Source organism: Halobacillus sp. A1, assembly GCF_024189295.1.
Taxonomy (GTDB): Bacteria; Bacillota; Bacilli; order Bacillales; family Halobacillaceae; genus Halobacillus_A.
In genome coordinates this window covers 172,944-197,177 of the sequence record NZ_JAIZEN010000007.1, presented here as the reverse complement: position 1 = coordinate 197,177, position 24,234 = coordinate 172,944, and the positions used below count along the sequence as shown (strand labels likewise).

Annotated in this window: 18 protein-coding genes and 1 riboswitch; of the genes, 8 read left to right on the top strand and 10 right to left on the bottom strand. The window is 41.6% G+C overall.

Annotation, left to right across the window (positions count from 1 at the left end):
• The first annotated feature begins 582 nt into the window (after positions 1-582).
• On the top strand, positions 583-1,641 hold the full coding sequence (locus LF817_RS10120; protein ID WP_253935687.1) for a hypothetical protein: 1,059 nt from the start codon (positions 583-585) through the stop codon (positions 1,639-1,641).
• Positions 1,642-1,679: 38 nt separating this feature from the next.
• On the opposite strand, the gene LF817_RS10115 is transcribed toward LF817_RS10120, so the two are convergent.
• A complete protein-coding gene (locus LF817_RS10115; protein WP_253935697.1) occupies positions 1,680-2,534 on the bottom strand; it encodes a MurR/RpiR family transcriptional regulator in 855 nt (284 codons plus the stop codon).
• A 138-nt stretch (positions 2,535-2,672) separates the two neighbouring features.
• On the opposite strand from LF817_RS10115, the gene gnd reads away from it, so the two are divergent.
• The 3 genes from gnd (at position 2,673) to gntK (ending at position 6,611) form a co-directional block, all read left to right on the top strand.
• Positions 2,673-3,569, top strand: coding sequence for a phosphogluconate dehydrogenase (NAD(+)-dependent, decarboxylating) (gnd, locus tag LF817_RS10110; protein ID WP_253935686.1), 897 nt, complete (start codon positions 2,673-2,675; stop codon positions 3,567-3,569).
• A 54-nt stretch (positions 3,570-3,623) separates the two neighbouring features.
• A complete protein-coding gene (locus LF817_RS10105; RefSeq protein ID WP_253935685.1) occupies positions 3,624-4,979 on the top strand; it encodes a GntT/GntP/DsdX family permease in 1,356 nt (451 codons plus the stop codon).
• Positions 4,980-5,066: 87 nt separating this feature from the next.
• Complete coding sequence (gene gntK / locus LF817_RS10100) at positions 5,067-6,611, top strand: gluconokinase (protein WP_253935684.1); 1,545 nt, start codon at positions 5,067-5,069, stop codon at positions 6,609-6,611.
• A gap of 102 nt (positions 6,612-6,713) precedes the next feature.
• Here gntK and LF817_RS10095 read toward each other — a convergent pair whose 3' ends face one another.
• Both LF817_RS10095 and LF817_RS10090 read right to left on the bottom strand, forming a co-directional pair.
• A complete protein-coding gene (locus LF817_RS10095) occupies positions 6,714-7,553 on the bottom strand; it encodes an MBL fold metallo-hydrolase (RefSeq protein ID WP_253935683.1) in 840 nt (279 codons plus the stop codon).
• A gap of 105 nt (positions 7,554-7,658) precedes the next feature.
• Positions 7,659-8,408: a MurR/RpiR family transcriptional regulator gene (locus LF817_RS10090; RefSeq protein WP_253935682.1), complete on the bottom strand. Its 750-nt coding sequence runs from the start codon at positions 8,406-8,408 to the stop codon at positions 7,659-7,661.
• Positions 8,409-8,555: 147 nt separating this feature from the next.
• Between LF817_RS10090 and LF817_RS10085 the strand changes: the two genes are divergently transcribed.
• The 4 genes from LF817_RS10085 to manA all read left to right on the top strand — a co-directional run bounded on the left by LF817_RS10085 (position 8,556) and on the right by manA (position 15,939).
• Positions 8,556-10,523 (top strand): fructose-specific PTS transporter subunit EIIC, encoded by a 1,968-nt coding sequence (locus LF817_RS10085; protein ID WP_253935681.1) that lies wholly within the window; start codon positions 8,556-8,558, stop codon positions 10,521-10,523.
• A gap of 57 nt (positions 10,524-10,580) precedes the next feature.
• The gene (locus LF817_RS10080; RefSeq protein ID WP_253935680.1) at positions 10,581-13,229 is read left to right on the top strand and encodes a glycoside hydrolase family 38 N-terminal domain-containing protein; all 2,649 of its coding nucleotides are present in this window, start codon (positions 10,581-10,583) and stop codon (positions 13,227-13,229) included.
• Positions 13,223-14,908, top strand: a complete 1,686-nt coding sequence (locus LF817_RS10075; RefSeq protein ID WP_371925034.1) for a sugar phosphorylase — start codon at positions 13,223-13,225, stop codon at positions 14,906-14,908. The genes LF817_RS10080 and LF817_RS10075 overlap by 7 nt, the downstream gene beginning before the upstream one ends.
• Before the next feature lie 74 nt (positions 14,909-14,982).
• The gene (manA, locus tag LF817_RS10070; protein WP_253935696.1) at positions 14,983-15,939 is read left to right on the top strand and encodes a mannose-6-phosphate isomerase, class I; all 957 of its coding nucleotides are present in this window, start codon (positions 14,983-14,985) and stop codon (positions 15,937-15,939) included.
• 838 nt (positions 15,940-16,777) lie between these two features.
• Here manA and LF817_RS10065 read toward each other — a convergent pair.
• The 7 genes from LF817_RS10065 to LF817_RS10035 all read right to left on the bottom strand — a co-directional run bounded on the left by LF817_RS10065 (position 16,778) and on the right by LF817_RS10035 (position 23,906).
• Positions 16,778-17,644, bottom strand: coding sequence for an ROK family protein (locus tag LF817_RS10065; RefSeq protein ID WP_253935678.1), 867 nt, complete (start codon positions 17,642-17,644; stop codon positions 16,778-16,780).
• A 4-nt stretch (positions 17,645-17,648) separates the two neighbouring features.
• Positions 17,649-19,085: a sucrose-6-phosphate hydrolase gene (locus LF817_RS10060; protein ID WP_253935677.1), complete on the bottom strand. Its 1,437-nt coding sequence runs from the start codon at positions 19,083-19,085 to the stop codon at positions 17,649-17,651.
• Positions 19,086-19,152: 67 nt separating this feature from the next.
• Positions 19,153-20,553: a sucrose-specific PTS transporter subunit IIBC gene (locus LF817_RS10055; protein ID WP_253935676.1), complete on the bottom strand. Its 1,401-nt coding sequence runs from the start codon at positions 20,551-20,553 to the stop codon at positions 19,153-19,155.
• Positions 20,554-20,746: 193 nt separating this feature from the next.
• Entirely contained in the window at positions 20,747-21,736 is a 990-nt protein-coding gene (locus tag LF817_RS10050) for a LacI family DNA-binding transcriptional regulator (RefSeq protein ID WP_253935675.1), read from the bottom strand.
• A 70-nt stretch (positions 21,737-21,806) separates the two neighbouring features.
• Positions 21,807-22,016 (bottom strand): hypothetical protein, encoded by a 210-nt coding sequence (locus LF817_RS10045; protein ID WP_253935674.1) that lies wholly within the window; start codon positions 22,014-22,016, stop codon positions 21,807-21,809.
• A 132-nt stretch (positions 22,017-22,148) separates the two neighbouring features.
• Entirely contained in the window at positions 22,149-22,745 is a 597-nt protein-coding gene (locus LF817_RS10040) for a class I SAM-dependent methyltransferase (RefSeq protein ID WP_253935673.1), read from the bottom strand.
• 177 nt (positions 22,746-22,922) lie between these two features.
• Positions 22,923-23,906: an ABC transporter substrate-binding protein gene (locus LF817_RS10035; RefSeq protein ID WP_253935672.1), complete on the bottom strand. Its 984-nt coding sequence runs from the start codon at positions 23,904-23,906 to the stop codon at positions 22,923-22,925.
• Between the two features lie 163 nt (positions 23,907-24,069).
• Positions 24,070-24,172: riboswitch (purine riboswitch) on the top strand.
• Positions 24,173-24,234: the final 62 nt, after the last annotated feature.

Here is a 24,234-nt window from a genome sequence, read left to right as displayed (position 1 = left end):
TAATCCGAAAGAACAGAGGGATGAAAAACACTTCTTCTGAGTAAAAGCGTTTTTTATCGCTTACTTCGCAGGGAGGAATGAGAACTGCGATGCTCCTTTTTAAATGCGAAAGCGCTTCGTCCAGCGGAGTTTGAACTGGAATGAGCTGCCAGAGATAAAGGAAACAAGAAGCCCGTAGTGATTCGATCTTGACTTACAAAAATCGTTAGTCGCTAATCGTCGGAGCTTGTACGCAGCTTTGATGAAAGATCAGAAGTCTTTTCCAGTGCCAGGAGGGTTCGTTCATTCCATTTCGCATGGGGTGGTTGGGAAGCTAGGAGACTCCCGTGGGAGAAGGATGTAGGCGAGATCCCACAGGGCTGCCAGCCCGAGGAAGCTCGCCACTTCCCCCACAGGAAAGCGAGTAGCTTTCCAACCACCCCTGACTCTTAATAAGGTAACGAACCCTGGTTATCTCGAAACTGAGTCTTAAAGTATCCTGCCAGTTAGTTTAATTACGGTAACTCACAACTATTTCAGGACGTTCACCCACCTCTTTTTCTTTGCATAAAGTACTTACAAATGCAGAGAGGATGTGAGGCGATGAGTACAAACCAGCTTCACTATTATGCTGGAGACCATACCGCTAAAGGGTTTTACCCATTATATGCTTCGAATCTCCAGAATCTAGACCATGTCATCCGGTTAAAAGGCGGACCAAATCATATTAAAACAAATGTCCTGAACAAAATTGCAGACAAATGGAGCCGTGAAGGGTTCCTTTTAGAATTCATGCATAGCTCTTCCGATCATGAAGCCCTTGACGGGTTGATCAATCCTGAATTGAAGATCGGTCTTTACAGCGGTCCGAGTCATACTCGAGGGTTTGGCCGGTGGACGATGAACTGTATCGATATTGATAAACTGCTAAAAACAGAGGAACAGGATAAAGCCGCACACTATCGATCAAAAATAAAAGAAGCTTGGAACTATGCCCACGAGGCTTTTCAAACGGGTCTTGAGATTCATGATGATTTAGAGGTCATTTATATATCCAACATGGATTTTCAAAGAGCTGATCAACTAACAGAAGATTTTATTCAACATTTAAAAATGAAGCCTGTCAATTCTTCCCCCATCACTAAGCATCGATTTTTCGGAGCTTCGACTCCCGGTGGTGTGTTGGATTACATTCCTAACTTGACCGAAAATTTAACCCATCGTTATTTTATTAAAGGTCGGGCAGGTACAGGTAAATCAACCTTTCTAAAAAAAGTCGCTGCTGAAGCAGAGCTGAAAGGTTACAACGTTGAACTTTACCACTGTGGATTTGACCCTGAAAGTATAGATATGGTCATTGTCAGAGAGATGGGCTTTTGTGTGTTTGACAGCACAGACCCTCATGAATATTTCCCTGAAAAAGTTGGAGATTCGATCGTGGACCTATATTCTGAAACAGTTACAGCCGGAACCGATGAGGCACATGCCGAAGAAATCGCTGAACTGACTACGGGCTATAAATCATTCATGAAAAAAGGCATCGATTATTTAAAACAGGCGAAATATTTAAATGATGAACTGAGCAGCCTCTATGTCACACCTCCGTCGTTCGAGAATGAATTGTATGATTCAGTTCTCCAGGAGATTAGCCAATATGCGTAAAATAAAACGGGCTGAATAGTTTTTTTCAGCCCGCTTTTTTATAATCTTTTCAGGGACATCGCTTCCCTCATATTTTCCAACGAATTTTTCCCTTTTTGCTGAAGAGCGATCATAAGATTGGTATAAAGGGCATCCATAATGCTCAGCTGTGCAATTCTGGAAGAAAATGCTTCCGACCTGAAATCTGTCTCTTCTGAGACAGTGTAAAGTGAAATATCCGCTTCTTTTGTAAGAGGTGACTTTGCGAAATTCGTGATGGCAATCGTTTTTATTCCACGCTCATTCAAAATTTGCAGTACATCGAGTGAATCTTTTGTCGTACCTGAGTGGGATATGATGACAGCCACATCATCTTTAGTCAGTTGAGATGCAGACATTAGCTGCATATGTGAATCAAGCTGCGTGCTGACCATTAAGCCCGTCCGTATGAATTTATGGTAGCCGTCTAACGCCACGACAGCTGACCCCCCACAGCCATAGAATTCTATCTTCCGCGCCTTAAGCAATAGCTGGACAGCCTCTTCTATGGCCGTTCCATCCAGAATCTGCAACGTGCTTTCTAACGTCTTACTATTTGAACGAAAAACTTTTTCAGAAACAGTGGACACGCTGTCTCCATCATTGATCTCTTCGTGGAGATCTTTGATTGGTGTAACAATTTCAGCTGCAAGCGCAATTTTGAACGCCTGGTACCCTTTAAAGCCGATCCTTTTACAAAAGCGAAAGACAGTCGATTCAGCCACATCCAGTTCATCTGCAACCTGGTTAATCGTGTGGTGAACGATGATTTGCGGGTTATCCAAAATATAATCAGCAATTTTCTTTTCTTTATCACTGAATTTTGAATAATGACTTCTAATTCGTGCTAATCCATGTTGTCCTTCAGTCTTCATCATATTGACCCCCTGTTTTAACTATTATTCTCATTATATAAGAAAAAATATTTTTTTAAATGTCTTGATAACGAAAAAAAATTTGATATAATTGCCTCAAGATAAAAAAATATTCTTTTTACAAATGGAGGAACTACGATGAAAATAGGGATGGTCGGCCTTGGAAAGATGGGTCTTAACCTCACACTTAACATGCTTGATCATAACCACGAAGTATTAGGTTATGACACAGATTTAACAGTAAAGGAAAAAATTGATAATGAAAATTTTACTTATCACAGCTCTTTAGAACATCTTGCAGCTAACCTGCCTAAACCCCGAGTGCTTTGGATGATGGTTCCTGCAGGAAAAATCACAGAACAAGTCATTGAGACACTTTCTTCCCAGTTAGAAGCTGGAGATATGATCATTGACGGCGGAAATTCAAATTACAAGGATACTGTTCGCCGCTCTGAATTCTTAGAAGAAAAAGGAATTTACTTCTTTGATTGCGGAACAAGTGGAGGTATGGATGGAGCAAGAAACGGCGCATGCACGATGGTCGGAGGAAATCCTGATAAATTTAAACATATCGAACCTATTTTTGAAGACGTTTCCATAGAAAACGGATACTTGTATACTGGAAAAACGGGCAGCGGACACTTCCTTAAAATGATCCATAACGGCATTGAATATGGAATGATGCAGTCTATCGCTGAAGGATTTGATATTTTAAGCAAGAGTGAGTTTGATTATGACTATGAAAAAGTGTCCAAAGTTTGGAATCATGGATCTGTTATCCGATCATGGCTGATGGAACTGACTGAGCAGGCTTTTGCAAAGGATGCCAAACTAGACGATATCAGAGGAGTGATGAATTCGTCTGGTGAAGGAAAATGGACAGTCGAAACTGCGCTTGATGTACAAGCCGCTGCTCCTGTTATCGCGCTATCATTGATGATGCGTTACCGTTCACTTGAGGATGACACCTTCACAGGTAAAGTTGTCGCCGCTTTGCGAAATGAATTCGGAGGGCACGAGGTCGTCAAACAATAGTCTAATTCATAAGAATTTGAAAGCGTTTAATTATTTTAAAAGGAGGAATTTTTTATGTCAGATGTATCATTGATTCTTATAGCCATGGCCGGTATTTTTCTATTATTATTTCTAGTTATCCGCACAAAACTTCATGCTTTCGTAGCTTTACTGCTTGTCAGTTTAATCGTAGGGATCGCAGCAGGAATGCCGCTTGGAGATGTTATCGATTCAATGGAAAGCGGTATGGGCGGAACTCTCGGCTTCGTTGCGATTGTTGTAGGTTTAGGTGCGATGTTCGGGAAACTGCTTGAAGTTTCTGGCGGTGCTGAACGACTAGCACAAACATTAATTGCAAAATTCGGAGAAGATAAAGCCCAGTGGGCGCTCGGGATCACAGGTTTCCTTGTAGCCATCCCGGTGTTTTTTGATGTCGGTTTCATCATCCTCGTTCCAATTGTATATGGATTAGCTAAAAAAGCGGGTAAATCCATATTGTATTACGGAATACCGCTACTTGCTGGTCTGGCCGTAACTCACAGCTTCATTCCCCCTACACCAGGACCGATTGCCGTTGCTGACTTAGTCGGCGCTGACTTAGGCTGGGTCATTTTATTTGGTGTTATTGCAGGTATCCCATCTATGATTCTAGCAGGACCTGTATTTGGTCGGTACATCGCTTCTAAAATCGATGTCGGAGTTCCTGAATATATGCAGAACAGTGAAGAAGAACAACAAAAAGAATACGATAAGGAACTACCAGGATTCGGTTTAATTACTACGTTGATCCTTATTCCACTAGTATTAATACTAGTGAATACCATTTCAGAATTGACGTTGGCAGAAGGAAACGTCTTCAGAAGTATCGCTACTTTCATCGGACACCCTTTCGTGGCACTGACTTTTGCTACACTACTTACATTTACACTGCTTGGAACAAAACGTGGATATACGCGTGACGAAGTGCAGGAGATTGCTACAAAAGCGATGGAACCTGCCGGGATCATTATACTAGTAACGGGTGCAGGAGGAGTATTCAAACAAGTATTAGTGGATTCAGGTGTTGGAGATGTTCTCGGTGAAATGATGATTGATTCCGCATTGCCGCCCGTTCTTCTTGCGTTTATCATATCTACGGCAGTTCGTTTAGCACAAGGTTCAGCTACCGTTGCGATGGTCACAGCTGCAGGACTTGTCTCTCCATTGATTGAAACATTAGGATTAGAAGGCCCAGTGCTTGGGTTAGTCGTTATCTCCATTGCTGCCGGTGCTACCGTTTTCTCACACGTCAACGACTCTGGTTTCTGGCTTGTAAACCGTTACTTTGGTCTAGACGTAAAAGATACCTTGAAATCCTGGACCGTCATGGAAACCATCATTGGTTTTGTCGGTTTTGGAGTTGTATTCGCCATCAGCTTCTTTATATCGTAAAATTAGAAATATAGAAGAAAAAGGGATAGCATAGGCCTGTCCCTTTTTCTTATTAAACTATTCAAATCGCATGGGAGGATAACAGCTATGAATACTCAATCTTATTATTTAGGTGTCGATATCGGTACAACGAGTACGAAATCTGTACTTTTCAATAAAAAAGGTGAACTCATTACGAAACACACAATCAATTACCCTCTGCACACCCCCAATCAGCTGGTGGCTGAACAGAACCCGGAAGAAATATTCGAGGCTGTTCTAGGAACTATCAGAGAAGCTCTCAGAAAAAGCCACATACAGCCTGAGGATCTTCAGTTCGTTTCCTTCAGTTCAGCAATGCACAGTTTAATCGCTGTCGATGAACACGGAGAATTGTTGACAAACAGCATTACATGGGCCGATACCCGAAGCTCAATCTATGCAAAAGATATTAAAGAAAATCAAAACGGCCACGAAATTTACTTACGGACAGGTACTCCGATTCATGCGATGTCTCCACTTTCAAAATTAGTGTGGCTGAAAGCCGAACAGCGTGAAATTTTTGACCAGACAGCCAAATTCATATCGATTAAAGAATATGTATTTCATAAACTATTTGGAGAGTACATTGTCGATCATTCCATAGCTTCTGCTACCGGACTATTCAATTTGGAAAAGCTTGATTGGGATGAAGAAGCGTTAGCTGTAGCCGATATATCAACCGATCAATTATCAGACATCGTTCCTACCACTCACTCTATATCTGGTTTAAAAGAAGAATATATAAAATTCCTCGGCTTAAAGGAAAATACTCCTTTCATCGTCGGTGCGAGTGATGGCGTATTATCTAACCTAGGAGTCAATGCCATCGATCCTGGTGTAATTGCTGTAACAATCGGAACAAGCGGGGCGATTCGAAGCGTAACCAATAAACCAACCACTGATCCTAAAGGAAGGATCTTTTGTTATGCGCTGACTGAAGACCACTGGGTCATTGGTGGTCCTGTAAACAATGGTGGAATGGTGCTTCGCTGGCTGCGGGATGAATTTGCAGCCGCGGAAGTAGAAACCGCCAAGCGTCTTGGAATCGATTCTTATGACGTGTTGACCAAGATTGCGACAAACGTTCCGGCTGGATCTGACGGGTTGATTTTCCACCCATTCCTTACTGGCGAGCGGGCACCGCTATGGAATTCAAGTGCGAGAGGTTCATTCTTCGGACTCAGCATCCACCACAAGAAACAACACATGGTCCGTTCCGTTTTAGAAGGAATCATCTATAACTTATATACGGTCCTGCTCGCGCTTGAAGAGCTGACAGGCGAACCTAAACGTATCCAGGCCACAGGTGGATTCGCAAGATCTGAAGTTTGGCGGCAAATGATGACAGACATTTTCGATAAACCTGTTGTCGTCCCTGAAAGCTACGAAAGCTCCTGTCTCGGAGCAGTAGTCCTTGGGATGTACGCTACAGACGAAATTGAAGATTTCAGCATCGTATCGGATATGCTCGGGCACACTCATACGCATGAACCAGTAGCTGAAACATCGGCCGTATATCGTGAACTTCTTCCGATTTACATCCGTTTATCTCGTAGTCTACAAGAAGAGTACGATTCGATAGCAGAATTTCAACGTAACCACATTCAGTAAAATAAAGCGCTCCCTCCATGTGGAAGGGAGCGCTTTTGATTTATACCCTTTTTCATACTTTCAATGAGATGTTGGCTAAGTACATAAAGGGAACTGTCCTCTCTAATCTTTTTTTTCATCACCTACGAATTTTCCATGTTTAGGCACAGCAATCTGTTCGAATTGGGAATCTAATTTCTCCAGATTCTCCTTCAAGGTCGCACCTCTCATAGGAAAGCCATGCCCAGTGACGGCTAATTTTGGGTTCAGTGAATTGAGTTTTGTCACAGACTTCCGTGCCTGCTTCCAATTCACGGTCAAGTAGCGAGGCGGACCGCTGATCTCCTGCTTCTGAGTAAGAACCTTTGATAAATCCTCTTGTTTGACGGTAATAAATGCATCCCCCGCTATTAGTGCTCGATCTTCTTGACGGAATAAAGAGATATGACCTTCCGTATGACCTGGGGTGTGAATGGATTCCCACCCTTCCATGTGAGGTACTCTACCATCTTCTGGAAGTGGACGGATGTGTTCGCTAATATCGATTCCTTCGTTCGGAAACATTCGTGACATTTTAACGACCAGCCCGCCTTCTACACTAGTATCCGGTTCAGGATAATCTTTTCTTCCAGTTAGATATGGGAGCTCATCACGATGCGCGTAAACCGGTACTCCCCAATGCTCAGCAAGTTTCCCTACTGCACCGACGTGATCGAAATGACCATGAGTGAGAATGATAGCTTTCGGACGATTGTGCTCTCCATATATTTCAGCTGCCGCTTCGAGTATGCGATCCGTTGATTTAGGCATACCTGCATCGACCAATACCCAGTCTTGTGGTTGGTCCGGATGACCAACAAAACACACGTTAACGACTTGGATTGTAAGGCAATGAATATCGGCAGCGAAGGACTGTTTCATGCCCGTGGCTACTGAAGTGACAGGAATCAATCTATCTTCCATTTTTATGCCCTCCTTTTTAAGGACATGTTCCCGCTGTGCTTTGATTCTACACTTCAACCCGTCTTAATTACTGCAGAAAAACACTAAATAGCAGCCGCTAAGTGTTTATAGTTCTGTCAGATATTTTAAGTAATATTCAAAAGTGAGATCGGCAAGCATAATAAGCGATGAACGATTGGATACATCGTATCCTTCATAAGAAACCTTTTCAACAGGTGCACTTAACGCTAAACTACACAATCTATTCAATCGGCTATCAGGATGATTAGTCAAGGCTACAGTCTTAATGTTCAAGTGATCTAATTTATCACACGCTTTAATCAATGTTTCTGTTTCTCCACTAGAAGAAATAAAAATGACTAAATCATCCTCACTTATCCAATTGCTAATTAGGTCAATCATATGAGATTCGTAAATGTAGGTGGTTGATAAGTTCATCTGCATCAACCTCTTACTCATATATTCACCGATCATTTTGGTAAGACCAACCGAAAGAACCACTATTCGATCGGATACGTGAATTAAGGAAGCGATCTGCTGAAAATCATGTGCTTTTAAATGGGAGAGACTATCTTGGACGTCCTTTTGATAGCGATTTATTGGATCTAAGTCACCTAATAGTAAATCCACCTCAAAGTTTTTCAAGAAATATTTCAATTCAGAAAAACCTTCCATTCCTAACTTGTGACACAAACGTACAACCGTAGTCGTACTTACATTGTTATTTTCAGCCATTTTAATTAAAGACATCGTTTTGGAGTTCTCCAAGTGGTGTTCAATATAATAAAGTACGCGCTTTTCAGAATGTGTCAATAAAGGGATTTCCGATGAAAAATTATCAAGTAGAATGCCCATGCCGCCAGCCTCTTTTCTTCATATTACCACGAGTATAGCACGCAGAATGTACAATTGTACATTTCCTGTATAACTACGCACCTGAATCCTGTGATACAAATGAAACAAGCAAATGAAAACACTTACAAAAAAGAAAGGGTGATGGGAATGAATTTAGCTCAAATGACAGAAAAAGCACTCGTTCGCTTTGACTTACAAGAGCATAGCAAAGAAGGTGTGATCTGGAACTTGACTGAACAGCTTTTTGAGCAGGGTTACCTCACTTCCAAAGACGACTTTTATAAAGAGGTATTAGAAAGAGAAAAATTATCAGCTACTGGATTTGAAGCAGGTCTTGCTATTCCCCACGGTAAATCATCAGCAGTTAAGAAAGCTGGATTTGCGGTAGCAAGACTATCAAAACCTATTAACGACTGGGAGAGTATCGATCCGGACAACAAAGTCGAACTTGTCTTCCTACTAGCAATACCTGAGGGCGAATCTGGTTCTACTCATTTGAATCTTCTCGCTGAATTAAGTACCCGGTTGATGGATAAGTCTTATTACAGCCAGCTGATGCAATCTAAAAACGCAGAAGAATTTTTGGCAGCACTTGATCAATACAAGGCTCCTACAGACCAACCTGCAGGGACTGAAATGAACAAAACAGTCCTGGTCATCACGGCATGTGCTGCAGGAATAGCTCATACTTATATGGCTGCAGAAGCGATGGAACAGGCTGGCAAGAAAAAAGGCGTGCGTGTATATTCAGAGAAACAAGGTGCGAATGGATTAGAGGATGAACATACAGCCGAGCTGATCAAACAAGCAGACGGCGTAGTGTTCGCTACCGATATCACTCCTAAAGGTAAAGAACGGTTCAGAGGACTTCCTTACGTTCAAACTCGCGTCGCTGCTCCCTTGGAACGAGGGGAACAACTCATTGACCAGGTCCTAAATAATCCTGATGGCATTGTAGAAGGAAGCGGAGAGAACGATTCACCCGACCCAAGTTCCAACAAAAAACAAGGTGTTCTCGCTGAAATGGGACAGGCTATTTTAACCGGGATTTCGTATATGATTCCAGTAATTGTCGCTGCCGGACTCATGATGGGGATTGCCAAGCTTGGTGCTATTCCTTTTGGTCTTGTTAATGAAATAAATGAACCCAGCTATGCTGATTCAGATAACGAACTGTTTGTTATCCTGCACCACCTTGATAAATTCGGCTTTTTAATATTCCAATTCATGTACCCGATATTCGCGGCATTCACTGCCTATTCCCTGGCTGACCGAGTAGGTATTGTCGCAGGTTTTATCGGAGGTTTATTCGCAGCAGGTGTTCACTATCAATACTGGGGTGTTGAAGAAGGTATTCCTTCAGGTTTTCTTGGAGCACTTATTCTTGGTCTCACGGCAGGGTATATTTCTAAGTTTTTAAATGAAAAGATTAAATTGAATAAGAACTTCCAGGCGATGAAGCCAATGCTCATTATTCCTGCCATCAGTGTTCTATCTATCTTTTTACTGAACTTCTACATCATTGATCCAGTATTTGGTGGTTTAAATGAGCTGCTTAGAGTGACGATTGAATCCGCACAAGGATCAGGAGAAGTTGTTCTCTCTACGATCATTGCTTCAGCGACAGCTTTTGACCTTGGAGGACCTATTAATAAAGCTGCAGGCGCCATTGCAATTGGTTTAGCGGCTGATGAAATATTCCCTTTGACAGCTCGTGTACTTGCTATTGTCATTCCACCAATCGGCCTTGGACTCGCCACTTTAATTGATCGCTTTGTCGTCGGCCGTCGTGTCTTTGATGCCAATCTTCGTGTTGCTGGAAACACATCTATTTTGTTAGGATTTATTGCAATCAGTGAAGGTGCAATTCCTTTCATGCTGCGTAATCCGATTATTACTATTCCAATTAATATTATTGGTGCCATATTAGGTTCTGTAACAGCAGTAGTTCTTGGAGCCGTGCAATGGTATCCACTTCCTGCCTTTTGGGGATGGCCTCTCGTTGAAAACATTGCTGCTTATTTAATCGGCCTTGCCGTAGGTGCCCTGTTTATTGCGTTCGCCAATATTTTTGTCCGTAATGCACTAATTAAAAAAGGACGAATCACAATTTAATAAAAAAGCCTGTCCGTTCTTACGGATGGGCTTCTATGCTAAAAGGAGGCACTTACTATGTCAAAGAAGCGGGTATATATCGTTCCCCATTCCCACTGGGACAGAGAATGGTATTTCACAATAGAAGATTCTAATATATTACTTGCTGAAAATCTTGATTACTTGATCGATCTATTAGAAAAAAATCCAGATTACCATAGCTACATTTTTGACGCTCAGACTTCAATTGTAGAAGAATATTTAAAAGTTCGTCCTATGAAGATGGAAAGACTCAGACGACTGATCTCCGAAAAAAGAATTTTTGTTGGTCCATGGTATACGCAGGCTGATTCCCTGCTAGTTCATAAAGAATCTTTGGTTAGGAATTTATTATACGGGGTGAAAGGAGCCGAACAAATGGGCCACTCCATGAACGTTGGATACCTTCCTGATATTTTCGGCCAAAATCAATACCTTCCTTCTATATTTAAAAATTTCGACATTGAGAATGCAATTCTTCAACGGGGAGTTTATAAAGACCAGCTCAACGAAAACCTGAATTTCCTATGGGAGTCTCCCGACGAAGAAAAGATAAAAACGAACCTTCTTCCTTTGGGGTACGGTCCTGGAAAATTTCTAAGCTCTGAGGATGATTATCATTATGACAAATTGCAGCCATTGTTGAAAAAACTAGAAAAACTTAATCATGATACTGACCATTTGCTTCTCCCGTCAGGAGGAGATCAAGTATTAATACGAGATCATTTTCCAGAAACAATTGCCAAACTTAATGACAATGATGATCAATATGAGTATGTACTTTCCGATTATGAAACTTTCATGGACAAAACGTGGAGTGAATACAGTTTTAACCACACCATTGCAGGAGAGTTGATCGGTACGGAGAGTTCGCGAATTCACAACACGATCGGATCCCAGCGCTATGATATTAAACAGATAAACGATCAAGTCGAACATAAGATCATCAACCAGCTGGAACCTTTGGCAGCAATTGGGCAGAACCTCGGGCTTCGCTACCCTCAGGAATGGCTGGATCAGATGTGGAAACCTTTGTTTGACATACATGCTCATGACAGCATAGGCGGCTGTAATTCTGATGACACTAATCACGACATCATTCAACGTCTAGTAAAAATTGACCGACAGGCAGACGGACTGATGAACCTTATAAAAAAACAAATTACGTACGCTATTCAAAACCAGCTGGAAGATAAGGATATCCTGGTTATCTTCAATACGTATCCAAAGCCATTCAGTGGAGGGATACAGACGACCCTTTTCACCCGCTCCCCTCAGTTTGGAATCCATTCCATGCAGGGGTCTGAAATTGATTTTTCGATTTTGGATCAACAATACCTGAGCGGTGGTAAAAAAATTGTAGTATCTGCTGAAGGTGATCAGGAAGTTGAAATACCAGGTTATTATCGAACAGAAATTTACGTCGGATCCACAGAACTTCCTGCTTTAGGGTATTCGACTTGGAAAGTGACTGCTTCACAAAAGAAACAGGACAAGCTTGACATACAGCATGATCAATTGATTAGTAATCAACATTATATTATAGAGTTCAATAACGGAAAGCTGACTTTGACCGAACGAGATACCGGAACGACGATCAGTGATTTTCTAAAATTTGAGGATACAGCAGACGCAGGAGATTCCTATGATTACTCTCCCCTTTTAGAAGATACTCCGATATTTTCTGGTATGGCAGACCTTGTGTCTGTTGAACATTCACAAGCTTCGCAAAGATTGACCGTAAGACATGACATGAACCTGCCGATCGACTTAGCCGCACGCAAACAACGTAACACGGATCGACCTTTTTCTATAAACACTGTCGTTGAACTTCGTAAAGGTGAAGACTTTATCCGCTTAAAGCATGATTTAGACAATCAAATAAATGATCACCGCTTGCGGGTCCATGTGAAGTCACCAGTGAGCAATCCGGATTTTTCTTACGCAGATCAGGGATATAGTCTAATTCAACGACCAGTGATAAATCCTCGGATGGACTTTTGGCGTCATGATGGTTATAAAGAGGCTCCTGTTCCTATTTATAAAGTCGAGCAGTTTGCTGGTGTATTAAGTGAGCAAGGTTCGTTGATGGCGTACACGAAAGGAATTAAAGAGTTCGAAATTGTAGACTCTTCGATTGCGTTAACATTGTTTAGAAGTGTCGGTTTGCTTGGCCGAGATGATTTAATGTGGCGGCCCGGCCGAGCTTCTGGAATTAATAACAAAGTAGTAAAGACGCCTGACGCTCAAATGCATGGGAAGATGGAGTTTGAGTATGCACTTCAGCTATCAGGAAGTGAACTGCGTGCAGAGAAGTTGTTTGAGAGTGCCGATCGATACCGAGACCGCTATGTGACCTATCAGTGGCAGGATTTAAACACATTTGAGGAACGTTTGGATCGCTTTGAAATTCCATACCCGCTTAAAAATGTTCCTGCGGATTATTCTTTAGCAGAGCTTCAGGACAAAGAATTATTTGTGAGCTCCGTGAAAAAATCTCATGACAGTGAGGACACTATTATCCGTGTCTTTAATCCATCAAATGTTAAACGATTCATCGATATAACGAGTGACATATTAGGTCCTATGAAACCTACTAATTTAAAAGAAGAGAACGGCGGAGAATTATACGTAAAGCCGAAGAGTTTTCAAACAATTAAGCTAAGCAGCGGAGGCGGTCAATCGTGAATCAATTGATGGGTGACATACTGACCCACTTAGAGAAGATATACGGCAGTATCCACGAGAAAGATTTGAAACTGTTTGAAAATATGATTAACCGTTGGACAACAGTTGACTGGAGTGGAGCTGAACCTCCTACTGAAAAAAACATTTACCTCATTACCTACGGAGACAGCATTTATGTAAAAGATGAACCGACGCTCCCTGTATTAAATCGCTTTTTAAAAGAGGAAGTTGGAGATACGATCACCGATGTTCATGTTCTGCCGATGTTTCCGTATACTTCGGATGATGGTTTCTCAGTTACTGACCATAGAGCCATTAATCCTATACTTGGGGATTGGAGTGATATTCGTTCCTTTTCTAAAGATTATCGTTTGATGTTTGATTTCGTTGCGAATCATATGTCGAAATCAAGTTCATGGTTTGAAAAATATTTACGGGATGATCCAAATTACTGTCAATTTTTCACTCCAAAAGAGGAAAGCTTTGATGCCAGCCAAGTCGTCCGTCCACGAACTTCACCACTGTTTCATGAGTATCCAGGAGGAAAAACCGCTTGGACTACCTTTAGCGAGGATCAAGTAGATATAAACTTCAAACATATCCCAGTTCTTGTAGAGATGACGGATATATTACTGGAATACGCACATCAAGGAGCAACTAGCATTCGATTAGATGCGATCGGATTCATATGGAAAAAGTCAGGTACCACGTCTATTCATTTACCTGAAGCTCATGAGATAATTAAGCTATGGCATACAATAATCAACGCATTCCAGCCAAATACTCAGATTATTACAGAAACCAACGTCCCACACAATGAGAATATCAGCTATTTCGGGAATGGGAAGGATGAAGCAAATATGGTGTATCAATTCAGCCTCCCTCCTCTCGTTTTATATAGCATGATTACCCACAACGCTGAGAAATTGACGAACTGGGCAAAAACAATAAATAAAATATCAGATACTGCCACGTACTTTAACTTTTTAGCCAGTCACGACGGAATCGGGATGCGACCTACGGAAGGGATATTGCATGATGAAGACCGTGACCTGCTCGTTGATCATGTAAAACGAAATGGCGGAGAAGCTTCTTACAAAAGTAACCCGGATGGAACTAAAACGGTTTATGAATTAAATATCAATTACTCAGAGGCACTCGTGCATCCATCAGAAGATGTAACGGAAGAAGATGAAGTGAATAAGATGCTCGCAGCTCACTCCATCCTACTTAGTTTTATCGGTGTGCCCGCTATTTATTATCATTCTCTACTCGGATCTAAAAACGACCTTCAAGGGTTGGTGGAATCAGGAATACCGAGGAGAATTAACAGGGAAAAACTTAATTACCATGTCATTCGTGAGGAATTGAGTACTGACCCGCGACGTTCAGCAATATTTGACGGATTACAAGAAATGATTACAGTAAGGCAAAAGGAAAATGCTTTTTCCCCGTATGCCTCGCAAGAAGTAATTAATATCGACCAAAGAATTTTTGCATTAATAAGGAAGAATGAGAAAACCGGGGAAGAAGTGTTTTTTGCAGTTAATACTTCCAGAGATGATATAACCTTCACCTCTCCATATGCTGCCGAGGGGTCTATCGATTTATTACTAAGATGTGAAGCACCATCAGAAATTTCACTTTCAAGCTACGAATTCACCTGGATAAAACGCTAACATATTCACTGCATTCTTATGGTACAATGACCGATAGAACGTATAATAAGAGACAAAGGTGTGTGTATAACGCCATGTATAAAGAGCCTATTTTTCTCCAACCCGAATTCAAAGAGCGTATTTGGGGCGGAACAACACTTAAAGAAATTTTCAACTACGATATCCCCTCTGATACAACAGGGGAATGCTGGGGGATTTCCGGTCATGTGAATGGACCAAATACCATTTACAATGGACCTCTTTCTGGCAAAACCTTGGCTGAAGCATGGGAACAGCATCGTGAACTATTCGGAAATGAGGAAGGCGAAGAATTCCCTTTACTCGTCAAAATCCTTGATTCTAAGAAAGACTTATCTGTTCAGGTCCATCCTGATGATCAATATGCACGTGAAGTAGAGAATCAAAACTACGGCAAAACAGAATGCTGGTATGTCATCGACTGTGAGGAAGGATCAGAAATCATTTTCGGTCATCACGCGAAAAATAAAGACGAACTCACTTCTATGGTAGAGCGCGGGCAGTGGGACAGCTTACTGCGCCGGATCCCCGTACAGCCTGGAGATTTCTTCTATGTACCTAGCGGGACGATTCACGCCATCGGCGAAGGTATCCAAATACTCGAGACCCAGCAGAGTTCAGATATTACGTACCGAGTCTATGACTACGACAGAACTGGAGCTGACGGTCAAAAAAGAGAGCTGCATTTAGAACGTTCTTTAGATGTAACAACGGTACCTCACTTGGATCCTGATCTAACTAGAGAATCTTATTTAGAAGCAGGACTCCGCTTTGAGAAACTCGTCGAGGAAAAATATTTTACTGTGCACCATTGGGATCTTGACGGAAAAAGTAATGATCTGATCCCAGGTAAGTATACGTTAGTCAGTGTACTTGATGGGGAAGGTTTGGTTCATATCGGTTCAGAAGATTTTTCGTTTAAAAAAGGCGACCATTTCATTATGCCTGCTACAGTGGAACACTTTAAGATGAGCGGAAAAGCTAAAATGATTAGTTCACGATCCAACAAATAGCATATTCAAACGTACAGCTTTAAGCAGCTGTACGTTTTTTTATTTACTGCATTATTATCCTAAGCACTATTCTTACATTTGCAGAACCACTCCTTACATTTCCCTAAATAAAAGGCTAGATTAAAGTTCCGTGTTGATATTCAAATAAGCTCCCTATTCTTGAAGATTCAGTTTCGAGACTTTTGTAAGAGAATATGGTATCTTCAGAAAACGGATCGCTTTCCGCGGGCATGTGGTGAGCTTCCTCAGGCTTCGCCTTCCGGGACCTCACCTATTCACCTATCATGTACATCCCACAGGAGTCTTACCGGTTTCTGAAGTCACCATAAGATTGAGTCTCTCCATATCCTGGACCCTCTTGCTTTTGTTAGATAATGGAAACATCTTATACGGTGCTTATATAAAAAATAACTGCTTTAGAGTGATAACCAGCGAGACTTTTTTGTTCAGAAAAATGCCTGCAGATACCTTAAAGTACAGCGAGTATTAAATCTAAAATACTATATACCCTCCACTGGAGTTTTATCCTCCCAGTATTACTAAGAAAGTTTTTGAAGCGATTTCGAGAAGCAAATCATAGTTAGGGGCGGCGGGGAATGGTGAAGACTCCTGTGGGAAGAGAGTGCTTGGTGAGATCCCGCAGGACGGAACGTCCGAGGAAGCTCACCGCGCTCCCACGGAAAGCGAACCATTCCCCGCCGCCCCTAACCTCTCACCAAATATCTCGAAACCAAGTCTTAAAGTATCCTGCCATATTGTTGAATAACTCACTTATCAATATCAACAACCACCTTTAACTTAGCCAATAAAAAAAGATTTCGACCGAAGTCGAAATCCTTTATTTCGTAGCCAGTCCAAGAGCACCTTTGACTCCTGCTTCATTCGTCAATCCTGGCGGCACGATATAATCATTTATATTTTCTTCAGTCAGTCTTGGGGAACTTACATATCCATTGAGCATCTCGACGACCTTTTTACGGATCAGATCAAATAAGTGGGTCTGCTGCATGACTCCGCCTCCCATGATGATCCGTTCTGGAGAGATAATATAAATATAGTTCACTAACGCTTGAGCTAAGTAGTGCGCCTCAATTTCCCATACGCGGGGATCCTCAGACAGTTCTACACCAGCCTTTCCCCATCTTGCTTCAATTGCAGGGCCGGAAGCCATCCCTTCTAAACAGTCCTGGTGATAAGGACAAGCTCCTGAAAAAGAATCTTCCTCATGTCGACGGACTCCGATGTGCCCCATTTCAGGGTGTGACAATCCTTTTAATGTTTGGCCGTTAACGACGGCGCCCGCTCCGATACCTGTACCCACTGTGATATACAAGCATGTATCTACGTCGGTCGCATTCCCCCAGCGAGATTCAGATAGAGCTGCCACGTTAACATCCGTATCGACTGTTACAGGTACTCCTAGATTTTCGGATAGGCTGTCCGCTAAGGGAAAACCGATCCAATCGATTTTAGGGGTTTTCTGAATTTGACCGTAGGTTCCCGCTTTTTCATTGAGATCGATTGGGCCGAAACTTCCCACTCCCATGCGTTCAATTCCCTTACCCTTAAAGAACTCGTAAACTTTAGGCATAGTAATTTCTGGTGATTCAGTCGGGATTACGATTTTTTCAAAAATGCTTCCTTCTTCATCTCCAATAGCACATACAAACTTCGTGCCTCCTGCTTCTATGGCTCCTAATTTCATCTCATCACCATCCTTGACTAGTTATATCAATTGTATCATTTTTTAAATCCCAGGCTTGTACATTTAATTCGCCTTTTACCTGAAGAGAACGGTTATCTTCCTTAGCAAAAATACGAGAAGTGAACACTTCTTCTCCATGATTCACAAAAACCTCTAATGAGGAGTGGTCAATAAATAACTGAAGATGACGCAGGCCTTTAGGCAAACGACAGCTTCGTGTTTCCATAGATCCATCGACATAGCTTGGCCTTTCCATTGTCAGAAGTGATGTTTGTCGGTCATAACGTAAAGTAGTGTAATCAAATAACTGTACTTCTTCCATTTCTCCCTCTAATTGAAGTTCAGAAACTCTTGAGATTGACCCAGACCATTCCCCTTTCACATCTTCACAAAATCTTTTAGAAGCGCGCAAGTTTTTCATTTCTTCTAATGGAAGCTGATGAATACGCCCATCAATCAGTACTAATTCACGGGGCAGTGTCATCTGATGGATCCAGCCATTCTTAACAGTTGGCTGCTCTGCTTCATTTTGGTCAGGGACGCCCATCCATCCAATAAGAATCCGGCGGCCCAAATCATCCAGTGTTGTCTGAGGAGCATAAAATTCAAATCCTCGATCAATCTCCATGAATCGATTGTGTGACAGCTCAGCTTTTTCATAATCAAGTCGACCGACAACATAACCAGACTGATACTGATTATTAAAATCTATCCCATCAGCCTCAAGCCCTTGAGGAGAAAATAGTAAAACCTCCTGCCCGTCCAGCTCAAATAGATCAGGGCATTCCCACATATAGCCGAGGTCGCTAAACGGAGGACGATCAGCTTTTGCAATCATTCCCCTGTGTGTCCAGCTTTCTAAATCTTCGGATTCGAACAGCGCGACGGAACCAACCTCATCTTCTGTCTGAGCCCCTATGACCATATACCACAGCCCATTATGAAACCACACTTTCGGGTCACGGAAATGAGGGGTGTATCCTTCTGGAAGTTCGAGTTTTACTCCCTTTTTTGAAAAAGTTATACCATCTGCAGATTCCGCAAGGCATTGGTAACTTTCTCTCTGTCCTGATTCGTCTTTTACATTTCCCGTGTAGAAGAGCTTTAACAGGCCATCGTCATCTACAGCACTTCCAGAATAACAGCCATTTTGATCAAACCAATCGCCAGGCGTGAGCGCAATCGGCTCTAGTGACCAGTCCACTAAATTCGTTGTACTGAAATGCCCCCAGAACTTCGCCCCATGACCCGTATGGAACGGCATCCATTGAAAGAAAAGATGATATTTACCTTTCCACTGGATCCAGCCATTAGGATCATTCAATAAGCCAACAGGTGGTGCCAAATGATAGGAAGGGTAGTACGGATCGTTTTTTATGTCACTGTGGTGATTGTTAACCGCCTCGTAAGCTTGCTCTCGTAATTTGCTGTCATGCGTCATAGAAATATCTCCTTGTGGAATAAAAGGAGACCTAGCCGCGTGCCCAGGTCCCTTTTGAAAAGTATAATTATTTATTCTTATCTAGCATTTTATCATTGAATCCGAACAAGTACGTCAAGATGAAAGCTACTGCAATCGCGACAATATTGACGATCAAGTAACCGATGATTTGTTCATTCAAGTAAAGCAATGATCCAGGAATAACCGTAATCGCCAAGCCTGTTGCCTGCAAGTTGAAAATCGAAGCAAGGAAACCAGAAACACCACCGCCGATCAATCCCATAAGGAACGGCTTCATATAGCGAAGGTTAACACCAAAGATTGCCGGTTCTGTAATACCCAGGAACGCAGAAAATGAAGATGGGTAAGCTAGCGCTTTGAGTTTATTGGAGCTCGTTTTCACACCAACCGCAAGAGCCGCTCCACCTTGAGCTGCAATCGCACCTGTAATGACAGGGTTGAACGGGTTATACCCTAAATTCTCGAACAATTGGATTTCTAAGAAGTTGAAGATATGGTGTACCCCAGTGACAACGATGACCTGGTGGAACAGACCGATTGTTAAACCACTTAAACCGAATGGAAGATCCAGCAAAAATAGCATAGCTTGAAAAATTCCGTCCTCTGCCGTATGCAGCACAGGTCCAATTAAGAAAAGGGACAAAGTAATCATTACTAACAATACAATGAATGGTGTCAATATTAAATCGAGCGCTTCAGGTATTCGTTTACGACATGCTTTCTCTAGTTTGGCACCAACCAAGCCGGCAAAGAATGCTGGAAGCACAGAACCTTGATAACCGACAATCGGGAGGAATCCAAACATGTAAATTGGTTCAGCATTTCCTTCTGCCACTGCCCACGCATCAGGTAATGCTGGCGATACAAGCATGAGTCCTAACACGAGACCGATGACCGGGGTTCCTCCAAAGACTCTAAACGTCGACCACGCCACTAATGCAGGCAGGAATATGAACGCCGTATCTGTTAACACTTGAGTGAAAAGAACGATATTTTCAGGTACACTATCTGGCGTCAAACCGAACATAGCTAAGAATCTTTCCTGGATCAATAGTCCGCGAAGACCCATAAACAGCCCTGTTGCTACAAGAACGGGGATAATCGGTACAAATACATCACCGAAAGTACGTACAGCCCGCTGGAACATCGTTCCCTGCTTTTTAGCTTCTTCTTTCATTTCAGACTTGGAAGATCCTTCGACTCCAAGATTCGTTACTTCTTCATAAATACGATTTACTGTTCCTGTTCCGAAAATGATTTGGTACTGTCCAGAGTTATAGAAAGCACCTTTCACTTTTTCAATGTTCTCTAGGCTCTCAACATCAACTTTTTCCTTATCATGCACCATGACTCTCAAACGTGTTGCACAGTGTGCGATCGACTGGATATTATCTTCTCCACCAACCGCTTCAATGACCTGCTTAGCAATTTCATTGTTACTAGCCATTACTTCTACCTCCCTGTTTGTTAGATATGTGATCGATTACACAACGCTAATAATAAGATGATTGCGCTGTCAAAACAAAAAATAAGGAATCGATTACATGTTTCGTAAATAAAAAATGTAAGCGTTTGTAAATTATTTCTGAAAAAAGATTACAACTGTGTGTAATCGATTACATATCATTTATTGATTTATACTATACACTATCTCTTTTTATAAGTCTATAGGTTTGAATGAATTTTTCTTTTTCCTTTTTTTGTTTCAGTTGCTGGAGCAACAACTGCGCTGCTTTTTTTCCAGCTTCTTTATTGAAATAATCAATCGTTGTCAGAGCGGGCGTCACATATTGAGACAAGGTTGAGGCACCAATTCCTGCAACTGCCATATCCTGAGGAATTCGTATTCCTTGTTCTCTTAAATATTCCATCGCGCCAATAGCCATGCGATCGGTTACTACAAATACGGCAGTAGGAAGATTATCTTCATTGCGTTTTACTATTTTCTTCATACATTCATAACCCGATTCAATACTGAAATCACCTAATTGTATCCATGAATCATTTATTAGAAGCTGATGCTTTTCAAGCGAATCAAAGTATCCTTTTTTTCTCTCGACACCGACGGAGGGATCTTCCTCTCCTACTCCGATAAATGCTATCTTATCATGGCCCTGACCGATCAGCATATTGGTCATATCGACAGAAGCGTGGTAGTCGTCATATACGATAGAAGTTACACCAGGAAGATCTTGACCTAAGGAGATAAAAGGAAGAGCGGCGTCCTCGATGGTCGAGATCAAGCGGTCGTTGATGTTTGTAGCAAGTAAAATGATACCGTCCACATGTCGGCTTTGCAGCAATCGAATGTATTCGATTTCTTTCTCTTTATTTAATTCGGTGTCCGTCAATAAGATTTGGAAGTTTTCACTTGCTACGACTTCGTTAATCCCGCTGACGACACGACTTGCTGTCTCTGTACTTATTTTAGGCAGGATGACACCGATGACGCCTGATTTTTTTGTGCGCAGTGATTTGGCGGATAGACTTGGAATATAGCCTGTTTCTTCTACTATTTTCATAATGCGTTTCCTGACTTCATCACTTACATACCCGTTATTGTTCAACACTCGGGAAACCGTAGTTCTAGAAACATTCGCCAATTTTGCAATATCATTTATAGTCGTCATATCCGCGCCTCCAACTGTCATTATCTACAATTATTTTAGGGGATATACGAGCGATTGTCCATGAGAGCTATTAACTTCTTTTCTTACCGAAATCGGAAAACTTTTTTATGTCTCTATAAAAATCGTAGCAATCCCGGCACAGCTCTACCCATTTCGTCTTTCCATCCGTTACCGTAACCATATCTTTTTCTTCTACAAGTTCCTTACATTTCCAGCAAGTCGTTCTTATTTCAATTACATCCTCTAAACCTTTCCTATCCAGCTCATTGAAATAGCTCATCAAAAGGTCACTCCTTCGTATGTTTGTCCATACTATACTCCTTCCTCCGATAAGCTGCTAATCAGCAAAATATAACCTTCTATGGTTTTCTTTATGACTAAAACTACTTTTATAGGAGTGATTTTCATTTTTTCACTTATTGAGAGAGGCTGTTATTTGAAGAAACAATCCGTTATAAAAAGATTTAACTGTGTCAATATCAACACCTGCTTGTTTGAAGAGCTCTAAAGTGTCTCTATTTAAGTGGCAGCCATCACACACCTGCTTCCATAAAGGTGTCAAAAAATCCTGTGTACGCGCGACCCAATGTGGGGCTGTTCTCACATGTTCAAAAAGAAGTATTTTAGCTCCAGGGCGGCTTACTCTCTTCAATTCTTTAATTGCTAGATCAGGTTCTGGAATTGTACAAAATACGAGTGTTCCAACAATTGAATCAAACGAGTCATCCTTAAATGGAAGAGCTTCGGCTCCTACTTCATGGAAACGGATAGTAACGTTTGATTTCTTTGCGTTTTTGAAGGCATGATTAATCATCCCAGAGTTCGGATCAATAGCATCAACAGAATGTACATTCTTGTAGTAAGGAAAATTCACACCTGTTCCAGCCCCTAACTCCAACACTCTTCCTTCTGCGAGTGTTACTAGTTCTTCTCTTATTCTATTAAACCTTTTTTCTTCAATCGGCTTCATGGCCGCGTCATAAATAAAAGGAAATACTCTTCCAGTCATGAAACTCCCCCTTTTTATTTGTTTACCCTTTTTATAAATTTAAAAGCTTTGTTTTTTCAGAGCGGGTCAGCGTCCTGCCCCAAAGAGCGAACTTTCACCCGAAGCATACGGTGCTTATATAAATATTTTAAGGGAGCTAATCCAAAAAACCTCACATCGAAATGTGAGGTTTTAAAGTTACTCATTTTCTATCAAAGCGTCAGTCAATTCAACCGCCAATCTTTCTGCTGATAAAGGGCCAGCAAAAGTACCCATATCTCCTGGAAGCTCATACGTATGGCCTTCTTCTACAAAATCGAGATTTGTCCATGCCGGATTGTCCTCTAATTGTTCGAACACATTATCCTCTTCTAAAACCAGATAGAAGAAACGAGCATCCTGGTAATTTTGAAGAGCCTCTATATCAGTTTCCAAAAATCCATAAATCTCCGGTTCTTCTGTTTCCACAGCATTATCGACGCCGATTTCTTCTAGAACTCCCGCTACTACCGAGTTATCGGTGAAGTGTCTCATTATAGTAGAGTCTTGGGCTGTAAAGGCTTGTGTAACAACCGCCTCAATATTGTCCAGGCCAGCCTCATCTAACCGCTCGGATTGCTCGCTGAAGGTATCTTCCAACTGTTGTTTCATTTGTTCAGCTTCCTCCTGCTTGTCAAAAATCTCGGCCGCAGTATCGAATTCATTAAGTAAATGTTCATATTGATCATCTGCGTCTTCTTCCGAATAAGGCGAAAACATAACGGTTGGAGCAATTTCTTCAAGTTCCTCAACAATACCTTCGTGATTATATTTAGCTCCAATAATTAAATCAGGCTCTAATCTTGCGATAGCTTCAAGGCTCGGTTCAGCACGAGTCCCTACATCTTTTGTCGAATCAGGAAGCGGATCCCCTACGTTTATCCATTTATTATACCCATCTACATCTGCTACACCGACCGGCTCTATCCCAAGTGGTAATACATGTTCAACGTAGGACCATTCCAATACAACAACATCCTCAGGCGTTCCTTCAATCGTTTTTTTCCCCATACCATCTTCTATCGTTACACTTCTTTTCTCTAGTTCGTCCTCCTGGTCCGTTGTTGAGCTTTCCTCTGAATCACTGCAGGCAGCAAGAAGCAGTAATATCCCTGCTAACAAATAGATGGTAACGTTCTTCATCACAACATCTCCTCTCTCTTAAAAATATATCCATATGTACATCGTTCAATTGATAAAGATTATCATTATCATTTATTATGATAGCCTTTGTGTTTTTCTAAGTCAAACGAATTTCCTATTATAAATTGACGGTTGAAAAGATTTCTTCTATACTATCGAATAACATTCCACTAATATTTTCTAATGTATAGGCTTGAGAATAAGGCTCAGCTGTTTCTACCCAGGCAACCGTAAATTGCCGGACTACATGCTCTTTGAAGGGATTCGTATACCCTCAGAAAGCATGGTACACCTGGACAGCTGGTCCAGGTGTTTTTTATTTGAAGTC